We start from the raw sequence: 18,449 nt of genomic DNA on the forward strand, positions 1-18,449 counted from the left end.
CGGAGCAACGCCATGATCATCGACCTTCTCATCCACCACCCCGAAGCCCTTGGCACCGTCCTGCAGAAGACCCCCACCTGGGTCTGGGGCCTGCTCGCCGCACTTGTCGCCCTGGGCGCGAGCCAGCTGGTGGCCCGCACCGCCAGCCTGACCCGCGTCGCCGTGATGCCCGTGGCCATGACCCTGTTCTCGGCCTATGGACTGGTGTCGGCCTTCGGCAGCTCGGGCCAGGTGCTGGGCACCCTGGCCGCCTGGCTGGCCGCGGCCGCCGCCGTGGCCACCATCGCCCTGGCGCTGATGCCCGCCACGCCGGCCGGCACGCAGTACCAGGCCGCCTCGCGCAGCTTCCAGCTGCCCGGCAGCCCCCTGCCCCTGCTGCTGATCCTGGGCATCTTTTTGACCAAGTACCTGGTCGGCATCGAGATGGCCATGCAGCCTGCCCTGGCGCACGACGCCACCTTCGACCTGCAGATCGCCGCGCTCTACGGCGTGTTCAACGGCCTGTTCATCGCCCGCTCGGCCCGCCTGTGGCGCATGGCCCTGGCCCCCCAGGCCGCAACCGCCGCATCCGCTCCCGCCACCGCCTGATCCGCAGTACTTGCCCAGCCACCCTTCATTCCAAGGAGATCCACCATGTCCCGCCGCTACCCCCTGTCGAGCGACCCCATCGAAAACCTGGCCCGCCGGCGCGCCGGCGCCAAGCTGGGCTGGTTCATCCACGCCACCGTGTATGTGCTGGTCAACCTGCTGCTGGTATCGCTGTCGCTGTCCAGCGGCCGGCACTGGGCGGTGTTCCCCGCCGCGGGCTGGGGCATCGGCCTGCTGGTGCACGGCATGGTGGTGTTTTTCCTGGCCGGTGGCTCGAACTGGCACGAACGCATGGTCCAGTCCGAGCGCGAGCGCATCGCCCACAACAACAACCGCCCCTGAACGCGGGCGCAGGAGACAACCACCATGCACCAATCCATCCACCTGGCATGGGCGGGCCTGCTCGCCCTGACCGCCAGCCTGGCCCAGGCAGGGGTCGGACTCAAGGAGATCGCCGGACTGCAGGGCGATGGCCCGGTCACCGTGTACTACCCCAGCAGTGCCGCCGACCAGTCCCTGCAACGCGGCCCGTTCAAGCTGCAGCTCGCCTGGCAGGGCGCACCGATGCCGGGCAATGGCCGCCTGGTCGTGGTCTCGCACGGCTCAGGGGGCAACCCCTGGGTGCACTCCGATCTTGCGCGCACCCTGGTGGGCGCCGGCTTCGTGGTGGCCATGCCAGAGCATGCGAGCGACAACGCCAAGGATCCCTCCACCCCCGGTCCCGAGAGCTGGAAGAAGCGCCCCGCCGAGGTCTCGCGCGCCATCGATGCCGTGGCGGCCGATGCCGCGCTGGCGCCCCTGCTCTCGCTCGACCGGGTCGGCATGTACGGCATGTCCGCCGGCGGCCACACGGCGCTGAGCCTGGCCGGCGGTCGCTGGTCCCCGGCGCTGTTCAAGCAGCACTGCGAGGCCCACATCGCCGACGACTTCGCCACCTGCGTGGGCCTGTTCACCGAGCTCAAGGGCAATTTCCTCGACGGCGTGAAGAAAAGCGTGGCCCTGGGCGTGATCCGCCAGCGCTTTGACGATGCCACATGGCAGGCGCACGAGGAGCCCCGCATCGCGGCCGTGGTGTCGGGCGTGCCGGCCGCGGCAGACTTCGACATGGAGTCGCTGGCCAAACCGCGCGTCCCGCTGGCGCTGATCACTGCCAGCAAGGATCTGTGGCTGGTGCCGCGCTTTCACAGCGACCGGGTGATCAAGGCCTGCGCCGAGCGCTGCACCGTGCTGGCCGCCCTGCCCGACGCCGGCCACGGCGCGCTGCTTTCGCCCCCGCCGCCGCCAGATCGCCTGCCGGCCCTGGCCGTGCGCCTGCTGGGCGACCCGCCCGGTTTCGACCGCGGCCAGATGCGCGCGGTGGACACGAAGATCGTGCGCTACTTCGAGCAGCAGCTGCTGGTGCCTGCGCCCGTGCAGGCCAAGGCACCGTAAGCGCGCCGCCCGGTCCGGAACAGGCCCATGCTGTCGGTCATCACCCTGCTCGCCCTGCTTGGCGCACTGCCGCAGGGCCACCCGCTGCGCAGGATGGCGTGCCGCAGGGCATCGGCCCTGCTGCTGGCATGCACCCTGCGGCTGCCCGGCGCGGCATGGCGCCGCCGCCACGCTGCGGCCTAGAATCACCCCATCCATGACTGAACCCCTGACCCCCGAAGCCATCGAGCAGCTCGCCCGCAAACGCGCCGGCGCCAAGCTCGGCTGGTACATGCATGCCGTCCTCTACGTGGTGGTCAACCTGATCGTGTTCTCCATGTCGCGCTACGGCTTCGGCAACCGCCCCTGGTCGGTGTACCCGCTGCTGGGTTGGGGGTTGGGGCTGGCCTTGCATGGCGTCTCGGTGTTCATCCTGGGCACCGGCAGCGGCCTGCGCGAGCGCATGGTGCAAAAAGAGCGCGAGCGCCTGCTGCGCCAGCGCGACGGCAGTGGCCGCTGACTGCACAGGCCGCGGCACGCCATGAAGATCGACTGGCTCGACAAGCTGCAGCGCCTGCTGCAGACCCTGGCCTTCTGCCTGGCGATCTCGGCCATCCAATACGCCTTCCAGCCCGAGAAGTCCTATGACATCCCGGCACGCTACTCGCTTTCCATTGGAACTTTGAGCTGGGCCCTGATCGATTTCGGGCGCCACCTGTTTCCGTCCAGCAAGGAATTCGGCTGGCCCCAGGGCGTATCGGCCATAGCGCTGCCCGTGGTGGCCATCGTGCTGGGCTACCTGGGCGGCACACTGGTAGGAGACTGGTGGTGTGGCCAGTCGTCGTGGGAAAGCGGAGGACGCGCGCAGTTGCGCATCTCCATCGGCATCACCGTGATGGCCGGCACCGTGATCAGCTACTACTTCTACGTCAGCGGCAAGAGCGCCTGGCTGCAGGCGCGCATGACCGAGGTGCACAGCCAGGCCACCGAGGCCCAGCTCAAGCTGCTGGAAACGCAGCTCGAACCCCACATGCTGTTCAACACCCTGGCCAACCTGCGCATGCTGATCGGCACCGACCCGGTGCGCGCGCAGGACATGCTGGACCGCATGATCGCCTACCTGCGCGCCACGCTCAGCGCATCGCGCAGCACCCAGCACCCGCTGGCCGATGAATTCCAGCGCCTGACCGACTACCTGGAGCTCATGGCCGTGCGCATGGGCCCGCGCCTGGCCTACACGCTGGACCTGCCCGAGGCCCTGCGCGAGGTGCCCGTGCCCCCGCTGCTGCTGCAGCCGCTGGTGGAAAACGCCATCCGCCACGGGCTGGAGCCCCAGGTGGAAGGCGGCCACATCACCGTGCAGGCGCGCACGCAGGCCGGCCCTGCGGGCAGGACACTGCTGGTGCTGGAGGTGCGCGACACCGGCGCGGGGTTGGGCACCCTCCCAACCGCCGCCGCCACGGCACCGGGCACCAGCTTCGGCCTGGCCCAGGTGCGCGAGCGCCTGGCCACGCTGCATGGCGCGGCCGGCCACTTCGTGCTGGCGGCGAACACGCCCAAGGGCACGCGTGCCACCATCACCTACCCCCTGAGCACCCCCGCATGAACACCACCGCAGCGCCACGCGCCCTGATCGCCGAAGACGAACCCCTGCTGGCGGCAGCGCTGCAGCAGGAGCTGGCCCGCGCCTGGCCGGAACTGCAGGTCGCCGCCACCGTGGGCGATGGCCTCTCGGCCGTGCGCCAGGCACTGGCGCTGCAGCCCGAAGTGCTGTTCTTCGACATCCGCATGCCAGGCCAGAGCGGTCTCGACGCCGCCGTGGAGCTGGCCGACGCCTGGCCCGGGGACAAACCTTTCCCGGCCCTGGTGTTCGTGACGGCCTACGACCAGTACGCCGTGCAGGCCTTCGAGGCGCAGGCCGTGGACTACCTGCTCAAGCCCGTGCAGGCGGCGCGGCTGCAGAAAACGGTGCAGAAGCTGCAGCAGGCCCTGGCCGCCCAGGCCCCCACGGCCAATGCCCTCGAAGCCACCATGGCCCAGTTGCGCCACCTGCTGGCGGCGCCCGGCGTCGCGGCCGCAGCACCGGCCAGCGGCCCTGCGGCCGCCGGGCCGCTCACGCTGATCCAGGCCAGCAGCGGCAGCCAGATCCACATGGTGCCGGTGGCCGAGGTGCTGTACTTCGAGGCCGCCGACAAGTACGTGCGCGTGCTCACGGCCGCGCGCGAGTTCCTGATCCGCACGCCGCTCAAGGAGCTCACCGAGCAGCTCGATACCAACGTGTTCTGGCAGATCCACCGCAGCACCCTGGTGCGCGCCAGCGCCATCACCACCGTGACGCGCGACGAGGCCGGCAAGCTGCACCTGGCCCTCTCGGGCCGCCCCGAGAAGCTGGCCGTGAGCCGCTTGTACGCGCACCTGTTCAAGGCGATGTGAGCCCGGGCGCGCCCGTCTGGTAAAATCAAGGCTGGGTGTACGCGCCACAGGGGCGCGGCAGGTTCAGCGTCGGTCGGGCCGCCACGCGGCCTTGTTGCGACTGGAACCTTTTCGCCATGCATACCCATGCCATCCAATGGACAGCGGCCGCCATCTTCGGCCTGGCCCTGCTCCATACCTTTGCCGCCCCGCTGTTCGAGCGGCTGTCCCACCACCACCCGCGCCATGCCGGCCTGTTCCACCTGTTGGGCGAGGTCGAAGTCGTCTTCGGCTTCTGGGCCATCGTGCTGGTGCTGGCCATGGCCGCCGTCTCGGGCGGCGGCGAAGCGCTGCGCTACGCCGAATCGCGCAACTACACCGAGCCCTTGTTCGTCTTCGTGGTGATGGTCATCGCCGCTTCCAGCCCGGTGCTGCGCACAGTCGCCGCCGTGGTGGATGCCACGGCCCGGCGCATGCCCCTGCCCACGCCGCTGGCCAGCGCCTGGCTGGGGCTGGCCGCCGTGCCGCTGCTCGGTTCGCTGGTCACCGAGCCGGCGGCCATGACCATTGCCGCGCTGATGCTGGCGCCGCAGATCTTCCGCCCGGCGGTGCCCGAGCGCGTGAAGTACTTCGCATTGGGAACGCTGTTCGTCAACGTGTCCATCGGCGGCACGCTCACCTCGTATGCCGCACCACCGGTGCTGATGGTGGCCGGCACCTGGCAGTGGGACAGCGCCTTCATGTTCGCCACCTTCGGCTGGAAAGCCGCGCTGGCCGTGCTGCTCAACGCCACCGTCTGCGCCGCCGTGCTGCGCCCCCACCTGCTGGCGGACCCACCGGCCACCGCGCGCTCGCTGCCCCCCGTGCCCCTGGCCGTGGTGGCCGTGCACCTGGCGCTGCTGGCGGGCGTGGTGCTGTCGGCCCACCACCCGGTGGTGTTCCTGGCGCTGTTCCTGATGTTCCTGGGTTACACCCAGGCCTACGCGCGGCACCAGAGCCCGCTGATCCTCAAGGAGGCGCTGCTCGTGGGCTTCTTCCTCGCGGGCCTGGTGGTGCTGGGCGGCATGCAGCAGTGGTGGTTGCAGCCCATCGTCTCGGGCCTGCAGCCGCTGGCGCTGTTCGCCGGGGCCCTGGGCCTCACGGCGGTGACCGACAACGCCGCGCTGACCTACCTGGGCTCGCTGATCGAAGGCATCTCGGACCCGGCCAAGTACATGCTGGTCGCAGGCGCGGTGGCCGGCGGCGGGCTCACGGTGATCGCCAACGCACCCAACCCGGCCGGCATCGCCCTCGTCAAGGGCGGTTTTGCCGACGGCACGGTGGGCATGGGCGGATTGCTGCTGGGTGCGCTGCTGCCGACGGCAGTGGCGGCCGCAGCGTTCCTGCTGCTCTAGTCAGTCGGCCTTCAATTGCATGGACGGGCGCGCCTGCACCCGCGCCAGCCACGCCTGCACATGCGGGTGCGAGGCCACGGGCGCACCGATGTAGGCGCTGTAGCCAATGACCGCGCCCACGATCAGGTCCACCAGCGAGTAGTCGGCACCCATCATCCAGGGCTGGGCGGCCAGGCGTGCATCGAGCAGGGCCAGCAACTGGTCCAGGCCACTGCGCGCCGCCTCCGCCCAGACTTCGCTGCGCAGCGCCGCGTCGCCCTGCGTGGACAGTTGCAGGCGCACCAGCACGGCGCCATAGGTCACGTAGGCCCAAGTGGCCCAGGACATGGCCTGCAGGCGTTCGGGCGTGTCCTCCTTGGGCCACAGGCCGCGCTCCACACCGTACTTGCCGGCCAGCCAGAAGTGGATGGCCAAGGTCTCGAACATGGGGTTGCCGTCCACCACCACGGTGGGCACCTTGCCGTTGGGGTTCAGCGCCAGGAACTCGGGGCGGCGCTGGTCGCCGGCCTGCAGGTCCAGCGTGACGCGTTCGTGCGGCAGGCCGAGTTCGACCAGGGCGTTGGCAATGGGGGTGGCGCTGGACATGGGGTGCCAGTAGAGGACGATGGACATGGAAGGCTCCTTGAAGGGGTTCGTTGAGGGGATCGATCCGTTTCGGCACTGCGCCGTGAACGCGGATGCAATGTAGGATGCATTGCGGACAGATTCCGCCCTCGATTCGACGTACATTCATTTCCATGCTGTCCTCGTCTTCCCGCCTCCTGCGCATGCTCTCCCTGCTGCAGACGCGCAGCCACTGGACCGGCCCCGAGCTGGCCGAGCGCCTGGAAATCCACCCGCGCACCCTGCGCCGCGACATCGACCGGCTGCGCGAGCTGGGCTACCCCATCCACGCCAGCAGCGGCGTGGCCGGCGGCTATGCCTTCCGCGCCGGCCAGGCCTTGCCGCCGCTGCTGCTCGACGACGAGGAGGCGCTGGCCGTGGCCATTGCCCTGCGCATGGCCACGGCCGGCACCGTGGGCGGGGTGGAGGAAAGCTCGCTGCGCGCCCTGGTCAAGCTCGAGCAGGTGATGCCCACGCGCCTGCGCAAGCGCATCGACGCACTGCGCTCGGCCATCCTGCCCACCGAGCACATGGGCCCCACGGTGCAGGCCGCGGCGCTCGCCGTGCTGGCCGCGGCATGCCGCGACCAGCTGCGGGTGGCCTTCGCCTACCTGGACGCCAAAGGCCAGGCCAGCCAGCGCACGGTGGAGCCCCAGGGCCTGGTGCACACCGGGCACCGCTGGTACCTGGTGGCCTGGGACCCGGCGCGCAGCGACTGGCGCAGCTTTCGCATCGACCGCATGGCGGGCGATGCCGTGGCCGGCGCCCATTTCGCGCCGCGCCCCGGGCCGGACGGGGGCGACCTCCGGGCCTATGTCGCGCGCTCGGTGGCACTGTCGCAGTTTCCGCAGCAGGCCCGCGTCGTGCTGCACCAGCCCCTGGCCACCATGGCGCGGCGCATTCCGGCCTCGGCCGGGGTGCTGCAGGCCCTGGACGCCGAGCGCTGCGTGCTGGCCTGCGGCGCCCATCAGCAGGGCACGCTGGTGTACTGGCTGCTGGCGCTGCAGGTGGAGTTCGAGGTGCTGGAGCCGCCCAGCCTGCGCGCCTATCTGCAGGAAGCCACCGAGCGCGTCGCGCGCAGCCTGGCGCGCGGCTCTGGCACCATGGCGCCATGAGCACCGACGCCCCCCTGCCCCGCCTGCCCTACCCCGACCTGTTCCAGCTGCTGGGCCGCCCGCTCCGGCCCACGGACGCGGTGGACCCGCATGCCATCACCAAGGCCGAGCAGGCCCTGGGCCTCGCCGCACCGCGCGCGCTGCGCGAGTTCTACCTGCTGGCCGGCAACGCGCACGATGTCACCACCGTGTACGACCAGTTCCTGCCGCCGGCCGACTGGAGCGTGCAGGAAGGCAAGCTGGTCTTCGTGGAGGAGAACCAGGACGTGGTGCGCTATGGCGTGGACTGCGGACCCGGCGCGGGTGACGACCCGCCCATATGGATCACCACCACCGGCGATGCCACCGAGTGGCACCCGGTGTGCGACAGCTGCTCGGAGTTCATCGCCACCCTGCTGGTCTGGCAGTGCGGCTTTGGCGAGGCCCTGCCGCATGGCGCGTCCGGGCTGGCGGGGCCTGGCACCGAGGCCGCGCTGCAGGCCGGATGGCGCCATGTCGGCACGGTCAACGAGATGCGCGCCTATGTGCAGCCCGGGCGCGTTGCCTGCGTGGTGGAATGGAGCGACGGCCTGCGCGTCTTCGTGGGCGCACTGAGCGACGACGCGCTGTGGGCGCTCGAAGATGCGCTGGACGTGACGCTGGAGTCCGACGACTGAGCCGCTATGCGAGCAGGCAGGCCAGCACCCTGGCCAGCAGATCGTGCACATCGCTGGCCGGCACGGCCCCGGGCAACTGCACGCCGCCGTAGAGTTCGAAGACCGGCTTGCCCCACTTGAGGCCCAGGGCCATCTCGGACAGGGTGCCCAGGTTGCTGCCGATGGCCACCAGGCACACGCCGCTGCGCGCGATGATGGCGTTGCGCATCTCGCCCATGCCGGTGGGCACGGCCACGCTCAGCCACTCGTTGGCGTTGGCGTCGTCGTCCTCGGGCAGGATGCCCACGGCCATGCCGCCGGCCTCGGTGGCACCGCGCGACGCCGCGGCCATGACACCGCCGCGCCCACCGCAGATGATCACCATGCCGGCGCCCGCCAGCGCATGGGCCACGGCATGGGCGGCGGCGCACTCGGCCACGCCGGCATCGCCGGGCCCGATCACGGCCACCGGCTGGCGGTGGCGCCCCGGGCCCTGCTGTTTCAGGGCCAGGCGCTGCAGCGCCTGCACCACCGGCACCGGCCACGCTTCAATGGCCTGCACGGCGCTCGCGCTTTCGCGTAAGGACATCACCCACTCCCATCACCACCACACACACCACCATCAGCACCAGCGACAGGGCCGCTGCCACCGCGAAATCCGAGCCGCCGTCGCTGACCTGCGCCAGCAGCATCAGCGGCAGGATGTTGAGCTGCGTGCCCACCAGCGCCAGCGCCGTGCCATAGGTGCCCATGGCGATCGCCGCCACCATGCAGGCGTTGGACAGCACCGAGGGCGCGACCTCGGGCACCACCGTGTCCCAGAAGGCCCACGCGCGCGATGCGCCCAGCGTGCGCGCGGCCTGGGCGGGGCGCAGGTCCAGGTTCACGAACACCGGGTACAGCGACAGCGCCACGCGCGGGATCAGGTAGTAGGCGTAGGCCACGCCCAGGCCCGAGACGCTGTAGATCCAGCTGCCGATCACCGCCGGGTCGCCGCCCAGGCCCGCCAGCAGCTGCGTGACGAAGCCCGCGCGTCCGAAGGCCAGGATGAAGCCGTAGGCGATCACCAGCCCCGAGAAGGCCAGCGGCAGGCCCAGCAGGGCCATCATCCACTGGCGCCGCGCCGCGGGCTGGCGGGCCAGCTCGATGGCGATACAGGTCCCCACCAGCGCCGACACGGCCCCCGCCGCCAGCCCCAGGGCCAGCGTGTTGCGCAGCGCGCCCAGGAACAGCGGGTTGCCGAACAGCCGCGCGAAGGCGCTGCCCCCGCCGCCAAAGGCCTCGGGCAGCAGCGCCGCCAGGGGCACCGCGAAGAAGAGCGCCATGAAGACCCACGCGGGCCAGGCGCCAAAGCGTCGCATGCGGGCGGCCTGCCTACTTGTTGCCCAGCGCAGCCAGCGCCCAAAGGCGGTCCACCTCGGCCTTGCGCTCGGAGGCCTTGACCACGTCGAGCGGGCGGATCTGCGGCGCGGCCGGCATCTTGGCGGCCACGTCGGCAGACAGCGGCGTGCCCGGCACGGCGGGGCGCACAAAGCCCTGGGCGAACAGCGACTGGCCCGCCTCGCTCATGATGAAGTTGAGCCAGAGCTTGCCGGCGTTGGGGTTGGGCCCGTTCTTGACCAGGCTGATGGCATACGGCGCGGCCACGCTGGCCTCCTTGGGGATCACCACCTCCACCGCATCGCCCATGCCGTCCACGTGCTTGGCCTTGAGGCCGTCGTTCTCGTAGCTGATCCACACGGGGATCTCGCCCTTGAGGAACTTGGCGTAGGGCGTGGTGCCCTCCACGCGCAGCACGTTGCCGGCGGCATGCAGCTTGCCCAGGTAGTCGGTGCCGGGCTGCACGTTGTCCACGCTGCCGCCGTGGGCGTATGCCGCCGCGAAGGTCAGCACCTGGCCGATGCCGGTGGAGCGCGGGTCCAGGTAGACCACGGTGTTCTTGAACTCGGGTTTGAGCAGATCGGCCCAGCCGGTGGGCACGTTCTTCACCAGCTTTTTGTTGACCAGGAAGGCGATGTTCAGCGTGTGGATGGTGAACCAGCGGCCCTCGGCCTCGCGGAACACGAGCGGCAGCTTGTCGAAGTTGACGGGCTTGAAGGGCGCGACCACGTCCTTCTTCGCAGCGTCCACCGCGGATGCGGCGAAATAGTAGGCCGTGTCGGCCTGCGGGCGGCGCTTGGTTTTCTCCAGCGCGACCACCGTCGCGGCCGAGCCGATGTCGTTGTAGGTCAGCTCGATCTCGGGGTAGCGCTTCTTGAAGTCGCGGAACAGCGACTTCCAGTTGGCCCACTCGGGGCCCGTGTCGAACGATACGCACAGGCCTTCCTTCTGCGCCTCGGCGTACAAGGCCTTCTCGCCCGCATAGAGCTCGGGGCCATCGAAGGCAAAGGCGGTGCGTGCGGCGAGCGTTGCCAGGGGAAGTGCGCCGGCGGCCTGGATCAGTTGTCTGCGTTGCATGGTGAGGACTCCTCGGTGGAAAGGGTGGGGAGAGAAACGGCGGAAATCAGTGGTCGAGCAGGCGGATGTGCTCGGGGGCAATCGCAATCGCTTCGGCCGCCGGCAGGGCCGACTCGGCGAGAAATGATTTGTCCGCACCCGGTACGGCGAAGTCGTAGCGCGTGAGCGCGCCCAGATAGCGCTGGGCACCGGTGCGCCCCTCCAGCCGGTTCACGCTGCCGGGTGCAGGGTCGGGGCGCACATGCTCGGGCCGCACCATCACGTGCAGCGCCGTGCCCACGGCCCGGCCGCCCGTGTGGGCAATGAGCTCGGCAAAGCCCAGGTCCACCCGGCCCGGCGCGCTGACCTTGCCGGGCAGGATGGTGGACAGGCCCACGAATTCGGCGACTGCGCAGCTTGCGGGCTGCTCGTAGATTTCCCGCGGCGTGGCGATCTGCAGCAGCCGGCCATCCTTGAGCATGGCCACGCGGTCGGCCATGACCAGGGCTTCCTCCTGGTCATGCGTGACCAGCAAGGTGGTGGCGCCAAAGCGCTGCTGGATGGCGCGGATCTCGTCGCGCAGGTGGCCGCGCACGCTGGCGTCCAGGGCCGAGAGCGGCTCGTCGAGCAGCAGGGCCTGCGGGTCGATGGCCAGGGCCCGCGCCAGCGCCACGCGCTGCTGCTGCCCGCCCGAGAGCTGGCCAATGCCGCGCTGCGCGTAGCCCGCAAGGCCCACGATGCCGAGCAGCTCCTGCGCGCGCCGGTGGCGCTCGGCCATGGCCACCTTGCGCAGCTTGAGGCCGTAGGCCACGTTGTCCAGCACCGACAGGTGCGGGAACAGCGCATAGCTCTGAAACACCATGCCCATGCGGCGCTGGTGTACAGGCGTGGCGGTCATGTCCTGCCCGCCGAAGAAAATGCGGCCCGTGTGGCCGGTCGTGAGCCCCGACACCAGTTGGAGCAGCGTGGACTTGCCCGAGCCGCTGGGCCCGATCACCGCCACCAACTCGCCGGCGCGCACATCCAGGGACACACCGTGCAGGCCATGCGTGCTGCCGGGGTAGTGGTAGCTGACGTTGTCGAGGACGAGGCTCATGGGCGGTCTTTGCGGGCTTGGACGAGGGAAGAGGACAACAGGGCCGATGCGCCGGCCAGCACCAGCAGGATCACCGTAGCGGCGCAGGCAAAGCCCGTGGCGCCGTAGAAGGCCTGCAGCAGCACGACCGGGTAGGTGCGGTTCTGGAAGCTGGTGAGCAGGTTGGACACGCCGAACTCGCCCACCGAGATGGCGGCCACCATCACCAGCCCGCTGAGCAGGCTCTGGCGCAGGCTGGGCAGCACGATGCCGGTGAACTGCTGCCAGCCCGAGGCGCCCAGCGTGGCGGCGGCCTGCTCCAGCCGGTGCAGGTCCAGGTGGCGCAGGTCGGTCAGCAGCGCATTGGTGAGGTAGGGCAGCGTGAGGATGGCGTGCGCGGCGATGAGCAGCGGCATGGAGCCCAGCCAGGGCGCCAGGTCGGTGTTGAACACCACCATGTAGCCGAAAGCCAGGGTGATGGCCGGCACCGCCACGGGCATGGCGCTCACGATGCGCGCGGCCAGGCCCCCACCGCGCCGTGCGCCGTGGTACAGCGCACAGGCCAGCGGCAGCGCCAGCACGGTGTTGATGGCGCAGGCCGACAGCGCCACCACCAGGCTGCTCACGAAGGCCTTGCGGAACGAGCTGTCCAGCCACAGGTCCTGGTACCACTGGCCGGTGATGCCGCTGGGCAGGAGCGTATTCGTCCAGCTGCCGCCCACGCTGCCCACCAGCAGCAACGCGATGGGCAGCAGCAGGTACAGGCCGTAGACCAGGGAAATACCGCGGATCACCTTGTTGTCTCCCATCTCCAAATTACCGGCATACTTTCCGGATGCGCTAGCTTCCATTGAAGGGCGCGCTGCAGCACTGGCCAAATTCTAGGGAGAGACCGCCCCGCCATGGGTGAAACCTGGATGAGGACACTTGAGCAATTGGAAAACGTTTTTCACACAGCTTTCATCAACCCCGGCTATGAAACGCGACTGCCCCACTATCCAGGAACTGCTGGCCTTCGACGCCGTGGCGCGCCACCAGAGCATCACCCTGGCTTCTGGCGCGCTGTGCATCACGGCCAGCGCGGTCAGCAAGCAGGTGGCGGGGCTGGAGGCCTTCCTGGGCCGCCAGCTGCTGCAAAAGAACGGGCGCGGCGTGGAGCTCACGCCCCAGGGCCGCGTGTACTGGCAGAAGATCTCGGGCGGGCTGCGCGCCATCGAGGCAGCCACCTTCGAGGCGCGCTCGGGTGACGCAGGCGCGGGCCTGCTCACGCTGGCCAGCGTGCCCACCTTCCTCACCAAATGGCTGATCCCGCGGCTGCCGGCCTTCAGCCAGCAAAGCCGCCATGTGATGCTGAGCTTCAGCCGCCACCTGGAGCCCAGCGACGGCATCCCTGCCGGCGTGGACGCCGCCATCCGCTACGGCCCCGATGGCTGGCCGGGCGTGGTGTCCGAATACATCGCGGGGCGCGAGTTCGTGCTCATCGTGGCGCGCACCCTGGTCGAGGGGCGCCACCGCATCGCCCAGCCCACCGACATCCTGGGCCACACGCTGCTGCACCACGAGGGCGCGCCCACGGCCTGGCGGCAATGGGCCGCGCAGCATGGCGTGCCCGAGGTGCAGACCCTGGCGGGCCCGCGCTTCGCCCAGTACTCGGCCCTGATCCAGGCCGCGCTCAACGGCCTGGGCATCGGCCTGGTACCCGCCCTGCTGGTGCAAAAGGAGGTGGCCGAAGGCTCGCTGCTCAGCCCCTGCGGCAGCCCGGTGCGCGTGGACCAGGGCCACTACCTGTGCTACCGGCCCGACAGGCTGGACCTGCCGGCGTTCGCGGCCTTCCGCGCGTGGATCCTGGACGAGGGCGCGCTGTCACGCGGATCACTCGCAGAATGACCAGCCCCCCCCCCGCATCCCAACCACCGCCGGCGCTTGCTTCACCGCCGTAACCGACCTGCACACGCAATGCGGCCCAGCGCTGTACCAGGGACCCGGGGCCGATGAAACCACACTTTCCATTGCCGAATCTGCACTGGGCCTTGCCCGCGCCACCCACCCCCCATGACACCGGCGCGGCCAAAAGTCAGTGCCCCAGTGCAGGGGCCGCCCCGCCGCACTGGGGACGTCCCCCTCCCAGATTGCGAAGCAATATGAGAGAGGGGGAAGGCGCGAAGCGACTCAGGGGGTGCTTCACTTCCCCAACGGCTCCCAATTCCCCGCCACGTTCTTGAGCAGCGTGTTCACGGCCACCAGGCGGCGGTTCTTCACGTCGATCAGGCTGCGCTGCGAGGACAGCACCGAGGCCTGGGCCGTGATCACGTTGAGGAAGCCCACGGTGCCCGCGCGGTACTGGTTGTTCACCACGTCCAGCGCGCGCTGGGCGGCGGCCAGGGCCTCGGCCTGCAGCTGCTGCTCCTGCGCCAGCGCGGTGGCGGCCGTGAGGTTGTCCTCCACCTCCTGCAGCGCCGTGAGCACGGTCTGGCGGTAGCTCGCGGCGGCCAGGTCGTTGCTGGCGCGGGCCGACTCCACGGCGGCATTGCGCGCGCCGCCGTCGAACAGCGAAAGCGCCAGCGCCGGGCCCAGCGACCAGAACAGGTTGGGTGCGCGCAGCAGGTCGCCCAGTTCGGAGCCCCGGTAGCCGGCCGAGCCCGACAGCGTGAGCGCCGGGAAGAAGGCGGCGCGCGCCACGCCGATCTGTGCATTGGCGGCGGCCACGCGGCGCTCGGCGGCGGCGATGTCGGGGCGGCGCTCGAGCAGTTGCGATGGCAGTTGCGCAGGCACGGGCGGCGGGACCGGCAGCTCGGCCGTGGCCGGCAGGCTGAAGGCCGCGGGCGCCTGGCCCACCAGGGCGGCCAGCGCATGTTCGAGCTGGCTGCGGTTGGTCTCGGATTCGAGCAGCTGCACCTGGGTGTTCTTGTACTGCGCCTCGGCCTGGGCCACGTCGGCCAGCGATGCCACGCCGGCGGCCTGGCGGTTGCGCGTGAGCTCCCAGCTGCGCGCATAGGCGTCCAGCGTCTCGCGCAGCAGCCGGGCCTGGGCCTCGGCGGCGCGCAGCGCAAAGTAGGTCTGCGCCACCGTGGCCTGCACCGACAGGCGCATGGCGGCCAGGTCGTCGGCGCTGGCCTGGGCGCTGGCGCGCGCCGCATCCACCGTGCCCGAGATGCGGCCCCACAGGTCCAGTTCCCAGCTGGCGTTCAAGCCCAGCGAATGGCTGGTGCCCACGCGCGCATTGCTGCTGCCGTCGGCCTGCAGCGTGCTGCCGCTGCGCGAACGCGAGCTGCTGGCGCTGGCACCCAGGCTGGGCAGCAGGCTGGCGCTGCTGCTGGACACCGCAGCCTGCGCAGCGCGCAGGCGTGCCACGCTCTGCGCGATGTTCTGGTTGCCCGCGGCGGCCTGTGTTTGCAGGGCATCGAGCGTGGCATCGCCATACAGCGACCACCATGCGGCCGGCACGGCCTGGTCGCCGCCAGGCTGGGCCGGTTGCCACAGGCCCTGGGCGGCAGCGCTGCTTTCCTTGTAGGCCGCAGGGATGTCCACGGCCGGGCGCTCGTAGGCCGGCTGGCTGGCGCAGGCACCGAGCAGGGCCAGCACCGCGAGCGAGAGCGCCAGGCGTGCAGGAGTGGAATGGGAGGTAGGGGAAGGCATCAATCGTTTCCTTGAAGCGCAACGGCAGCACCCTGTGCCGGGTGCTGCGGCCTGCGCCAGCGGCGCGCCATGCGCAGCACGCGGGCGCGCAGGCGGTCCAGCGCCACGTAGACCACGGGCGTCGTATAGAGCGTGAGCACCTGGCTGAACAGCAGCCCGCCCACGATGGCAATGCCCAGGGGCTGGCGCAGCTCGGCACCATCGGCCCTGCCCAGGGCCAGCGGCAGCGCGCCGAAAATCGCGGCCATGGTGGTCATGAGGATCGGGCGCAGGCGCAGGTTGCAGGCGCGGTAGATGGCCTGGGCGGCGCTCACGTGGCCGCCGCGCTGGCGCACCAGTGCGAAGTCGATCATCATGATGGCGTTCTTCTTGACGATGCCGATGAGCAAGATCACCCCGATCAGCGCGATCAGCGAGAACTCGGTCTTGAACAGCATCAGCGCCAGCAGCGCCCCCACGCCGGCCGACGGCAGGGTGGACAGGATGGTGAGCGGGTGCACCAGGTTCTCGTACAGGATGCCCAGCACCAGGTAGATGGTGATGATGGCCGCCAGGATCAGCAGGGGCTGGCCGGCCAGCGCGTCCTGAAAGGCCCCGGCCGTGCCACCGAAGGTGCCACGGATGCCCACCGGCACGCCGAGCTCCGACACCGCGTTGTGCACCGCGTCGGTGGCCTGCGACAGCGAGACGCCCGGCGCCAGGCTGAAGCTCACCGTGCTGGCCGGCGTACCCCGGTCGTGGCTGACCGACAGCGGCGTGTTGGTCTGCGTGATGCGTGCAAAGGCCGTGAGCGGGATCTGCTGGCCCAGGTTGTTCACGAAGAAGAAGCTGCGCAGCGTCTCGGGGTCCTGCAAATACTGGGGCGCGGCCTCCATCACCACGCGGTACTGGTTGAGCGGGTTGTAGATCACGCCCACCTGGCGCTGGCCGAAGGCGTCGTTGAGCGTGGCGTCGATGGTGGCCACCGACAGGCCCATGCGCGAGGCGGCGTCGCGGTCGATCACCAGCGTGGTCTGCAGGCCGTAGTCCTGCACGTCGCTGTTCACGTCCTCCAGCTCGGGCAGTTGCGACAGGGCCTGGCGGATGCGCGGCTCCCAGGTGCGCAGCTCGGCGATGTCGTCGGCCTGCAGCGTGTAGTCGAACGAGGCGCTGCTCTGCCGCCCGCCGATGCGGATGTCGCGCTGGGGCGTCATGAACAGGCGCGCACCGGGTTCGTTCTTGAGCTGCTCGCGCAGGCGGCTGATCACCGCCTCGGAGCTCTCCTGCCCCGGCCCGCGCTTGAGCGACATGAACATCATCGCCGCGTTGCGCTGCCAGCCGCCCGTGAAGCCCGTGACATGCTCCACGGCCGGGTCGGCCTGCACGATGGCCAGAAAGCGCTGCAGCCGCTGCTCCATGGCCTGGAACGAGGTGGCCTGGTCGGCCCGGATGAAGCCCGAGATGCGGCCCGTGTCCTGTTCGGGCATGAAGCCCTTGTCGATGGCGGTGTACAGGTAGACGTTGCTCGCCACCACGCCGGCCAGCACCAGCAGCACCACCGGCTGGTGGCGCAGGCACCAGGCCAGACTGCGGCGGTAGGCGCGCAGGCCGCGCTCCTGCAGCCGGTCGACCCAGCGCGAAAAACGCGCCCAGCGGGAGTGGCTGGGCGCCTTGGGAGCCCGGTGCTGCTTGAGCAGCACCGCGCACATCATGGGCGTGGTGGTCAGCGAGACCAGCAGCGACACCAGGATGGCCGCCGACATGACGATGGCGAATTCGCGAAAGAACCGCCCCACGATGCCGCCCATGAACAGGATGGGCACGAACACCGCGATCAGCGAGATGCTCATCGACACCACGGTGAAGCCGATCTCGCGCGCCCCGTCAAGCGAGGCCTGCAGCGCGGTCTTGCCGCGCTCCATGTGGCGCATGATGTTCTCGAGCACCACGATGGCATCGTCCACCACGAAGCCGGTGGCCACCGTGAGCGCCATCAGCGAGAGGTTGTCGAGCGTGTAGCCCGCCAGGTACATGATGCCGAAGGTGCCGGCCAGCGACACCGGCACCGCCACGCTGGGGATGAGCGTGGCACGCGCATTGCGCAGGAACAAAAACACCACCATGATCACCAGCGCCACGGCGATCACCAGGGCGCGCTCCACCTCCTTGACCGAGGCGCGCAACGTGGGCGTGCGGTCCGAGACGATCTCGATGTCGATGGCCGCCGGGATGGAGGCCTTGAGCGCCGGCAGCAGCGCGCGCACGCGCTCCACGGCTTCGAGGATGTTGGCGCCCGGCTGCTTGTACACCTGCAGCAGGATGGCCGGCTTGCCGTTGGCCACGCCGAAGTTGCGCACGTCCTGCACCGAGTCGGTGACCTGGGCCACGTCGGCCAGGCGGATGGCGTTGCCGTCCTTCCAGCGCAGCACCAGCGGCGCGTAGTCGGCCGCCACGCGGGCCTGGTCGTTGGCGGTCACCTGCCAGTAGTGGTCCTCGCGCTCCACCGAACCGAGCGGGCGGTTGGCATTGGTGCTGGTGATGGCCGCGCGCACCTGCTCCAGCGAGACGCCGTTGGCCGCCAGGCGCAGCGGGTCGAGCTGCACGCGCACGGCCGGCAGCGCGCCGCCGCTGATGGAGGCCTGGCCCACGCCCTCGACCTGCGAGAGCTTTTGCGCCATGACGGTGGAGGCCGCGTCGTACATCTGCCCGCGCGTGAGCGATTCCGACGTAAGCGCCAGGATCATGATGGGCGAATCCGCCGGGTTCACCTTGCGGTAGGTCGGGTTGCTCGGCATGCCCGTGGGCAGCAGCGTGCGCGAGGCGTTGATGGCCGCCTGCACGTCGCGTGCGGCACTGTCCACCGTGCGGCTCAGGTCGAACTGCAGCGTGATGGAGGTGCTGCCCAGCGTGGAGCGCGAGGTGATTTCATTGACCCCCGCGATCGCGCCCAGCGCCCGCTCCAGCGGCGTGGCCACGGTGGCGGCAATGGTGTCCGGGCTGGCCCCGGGCAGGCTGGCCGAGACCGAGATGGTCGGGTAATCCACCTGCGGCAGCGGCGCCACGGGCAGCAGGAAGTACGACACCGCCCCCGCCAGCGCCAGGCCGATGGTGAGCAGCATGGTGGCGATGGGCCGGTGGATGAAGGGGGTGGACAGGCTCATGGCAT

At 70.2% G+C, this 18,449-nt stretch carries 19 protein-coding genes; 11 read left to right on the forward strand and 8 right to left on the reverse strand.

Annotated elements, in window-relative coordinates:
- The first annotated feature begins 12 nt into the window (after positions 1–12).
- The 8 genes from AC07PF_RS23060 to AC07PF_RS23095 all read left to right on the forward strand — a co-directional run bounded on the left by AC07PF_RS23060 (position 13) and on the right by AC07PF_RS23095 (position 5,804).
- The gene (locus AC07PF_RS23060; protein WP_007853630.1) at positions 13–588 is read left to right on the forward strand and encodes a DUF6622 family protein; all 576 of its coding nucleotides are present in this window, start codon (positions 13–15) and stop codon (positions 586–588) included.
- Between the two features lie 45 nt (positions 589–633).
- A complete protein-coding gene (locus AC07PF_RS23065; RefSeq protein WP_145695344.1) occupies positions 634–930 on the forward strand; it encodes a 2TM domain-containing protein in 297 nt (98 codons plus the stop codon).
- A gap of 24 nt (positions 931–954) precedes the next feature.
- Complete coding sequence (locus AC07PF_RS23070) at positions 955–2,019, forward strand: alpha/beta hydrolase family protein (RefSeq protein WP_145695343.1); 1,065 nt, start codon at positions 955–957, stop codon at positions 2,017–2,019.
- Positions 2,020–2,046: 27 nt separating this feature from the next.
- Positions 2,047–2,202 (forward strand): hypothetical protein, encoded by a 156-nt coding sequence (locus AC07PF_RS23075; RefSeq protein WP_007853609.1) that lies wholly within the window; start codon positions 2,047–2,049, stop codon positions 2,200–2,202.
- Positions 2,203–2,215: 13 nt separating this feature from the next.
- Positions 2,216–2,518: a 2TM domain-containing protein gene (locus tag AC07PF_RS23080; RefSeq protein WP_007853606.1), complete on the forward strand. Its 303-nt coding sequence runs from the start codon at positions 2,216–2,218 to the stop codon at positions 2,516–2,518.
- Positions 2,519–2,539: 21 nt separating this feature from the next.
- The gene (locus tag AC07PF_RS23085; RefSeq protein ID WP_145695342.1) at positions 2,540–3,604 is read left to right on the forward strand and encodes a histidine kinase; all 1,065 of its coding nucleotides are present in this window, start codon (positions 2,540–2,542) and stop codon (positions 3,602–3,604) included.
- Positions 3,601–4,431, forward strand: a complete 831-nt coding sequence (locus tag AC07PF_RS23090; protein WP_145695341.1) for a LytR/AlgR family response regulator transcription factor — start codon at positions 3,601–3,603, stop codon at positions 4,429–4,431. Before AC07PF_RS23085 ends, AC07PF_RS23090 begins: the two co-directional genes overlap by 4 nt.
- A 116-nt stretch (positions 4,432–4,547) precedes the next feature.
- Positions 4,548–5,804 carry a putative Na+/H+ antiporter gene (locus tag AC07PF_RS23095; protein WP_494613414.1) on the forward strand — a complete coding sequence of 419 codons (1,257 nt, stop codon included), beginning with the start codon at positions 4,548–4,550 and terminating at the stop codon, positions 5,802–5,804.
- Here AC07PF_RS23095 and AC07PF_RS23100 read toward each other — a convergent pair whose 3' ends face one another.
- Positions 5,805–6,416 (reverse strand): glutathione S-transferase family protein, encoded by a 612-nt coding sequence (locus tag AC07PF_RS23100; RefSeq protein ID WP_494604875.1) that lies wholly within the window; start codon positions 6,414–6,416, stop codon positions 5,805–5,807.
- Between the two features lie 125 nt (positions 6,417–6,541).
- On the opposite strand from AC07PF_RS23100, the gene AC07PF_RS23105 reads away from it, so the two are divergent.
- Positions 6,542–7,522 (forward strand): helix-turn-helix transcriptional regulator, encoded by a 981-nt coding sequence (locus AC07PF_RS23105; RefSeq protein ID WP_494613415.1) that lies wholly within the window; start codon positions 6,542–6,544, stop codon positions 7,520–7,522.
- On the forward strand, positions 7,519–8,178 hold the full coding sequence (locus AC07PF_RS23110; protein WP_494613416.1) for an SMI1/KNR4 family protein: 660 nt from the start codon (positions 7,519–7,521) through the stop codon (positions 8,176–8,178). The genes AC07PF_RS23105 and AC07PF_RS23110 overlap by 4 nt, the downstream gene beginning before the upstream one ends.
- Before the next feature lie 4 nt (positions 8,179–8,182).
- On the opposite strand, the gene AC07PF_RS23115 is transcribed toward AC07PF_RS23110, so the two are convergent.
- Genes AC07PF_RS23115 through AC07PF_RS23135 form a run of 5 tightly spaced genes read right to left on the reverse strand, consistent with a single transcriptional unit; the run spans position 8,183 to position 12,477 of the window.
- A complete protein-coding gene (locus AC07PF_RS23115; RefSeq protein ID WP_494613417.1) occupies positions 8,183–8,746 on the reverse strand; it encodes a TIGR00725 family protein in 564 nt (187 codons plus the stop codon).
- Positions 8,706–9,518 carry an ABC transporter permease gene (locus AC07PF_RS23120; protein ID WP_494613418.1) on the reverse strand — a complete coding sequence of 271 codons (813 nt, stop codon included), beginning with the start codon at positions 9,516–9,518 and terminating at the stop codon, positions 8,706–8,708. Before AC07PF_RS23120 ends, AC07PF_RS23115 begins: the two co-directional genes overlap by 41 nt.
- 13 nt (positions 9,519–9,531) lie before the next feature.
- Positions 9,532–10,614: an extracellular solute-binding protein gene (locus tag AC07PF_RS23125; protein ID WP_494613419.1), complete on the reverse strand. Its 1,083-nt coding sequence runs from the start codon at positions 10,612–10,614 to the stop codon at positions 9,532–9,534.
- A 46-nt stretch (positions 10,615–10,660) separates the two neighbouring features.
- The gene (locus AC07PF_RS23130) at positions 10,661–11,689 is read right to left on the reverse strand and encodes an ABC transporter ATP-binding protein (protein ID WP_494613420.1); all 1,029 of its coding nucleotides are present in this window, start codon (positions 11,687–11,689) and stop codon (positions 10,661–10,663) included.
- Entirely contained in the window at positions 11,686–12,477 is a 792-nt protein-coding gene (locus tag AC07PF_RS23135) for an ABC transporter permease (RefSeq protein WP_494613421.1), read from the reverse strand. Before AC07PF_RS23135 ends, AC07PF_RS23130 begins: the two co-directional genes overlap by 4 nt.
- A 166-nt stretch (positions 12,478–12,643) precedes the next feature.
- Here AC07PF_RS23135 and AC07PF_RS23140 point away from each other — a divergent pair, with 166 nt between their 5' ends.
- Entirely contained in the window at positions 12,644–13,555 is a 912-nt protein-coding gene (locus AC07PF_RS23140; RefSeq protein ID WP_494613422.1) for a LysR substrate-binding domain-containing protein, read from the forward strand.
- Between the two features lie 294 nt (positions 13,556–13,849).
- On the opposite strand, the gene AC07PF_RS23145 is transcribed toward AC07PF_RS23140, so the two are convergent.
- The gene (locus AC07PF_RS23145) at positions 13,850–15,304 is read right to left on the reverse strand and encodes an efflux transporter outer membrane subunit (RefSeq protein ID WP_494613423.1); all 1,455 of its coding nucleotides are present in this window, start codon (positions 15,302–15,304) and stop codon (positions 13,850–13,852) included.
- Positions 15,304–18,444 carry an efflux RND transporter permease subunit gene (locus AC07PF_RS23150; protein WP_494613424.1) on the reverse strand — a complete coding sequence of 1,047 codons (3,141 nt, stop codon included), beginning with the start codon at positions 18,442–18,444 and terminating at the stop codon, positions 15,304–15,306. Before AC07PF_RS23150 ends, AC07PF_RS23145 begins: the two co-directional genes overlap by 1 nt.
- Between the last annotated feature and the right edge of the window lie 5 nt (positions 18,445–18,449).

The sequence above is a fragment of the Acidovorax sp. GW821-FHT10A04 genome (assembly GCF_059415825.1).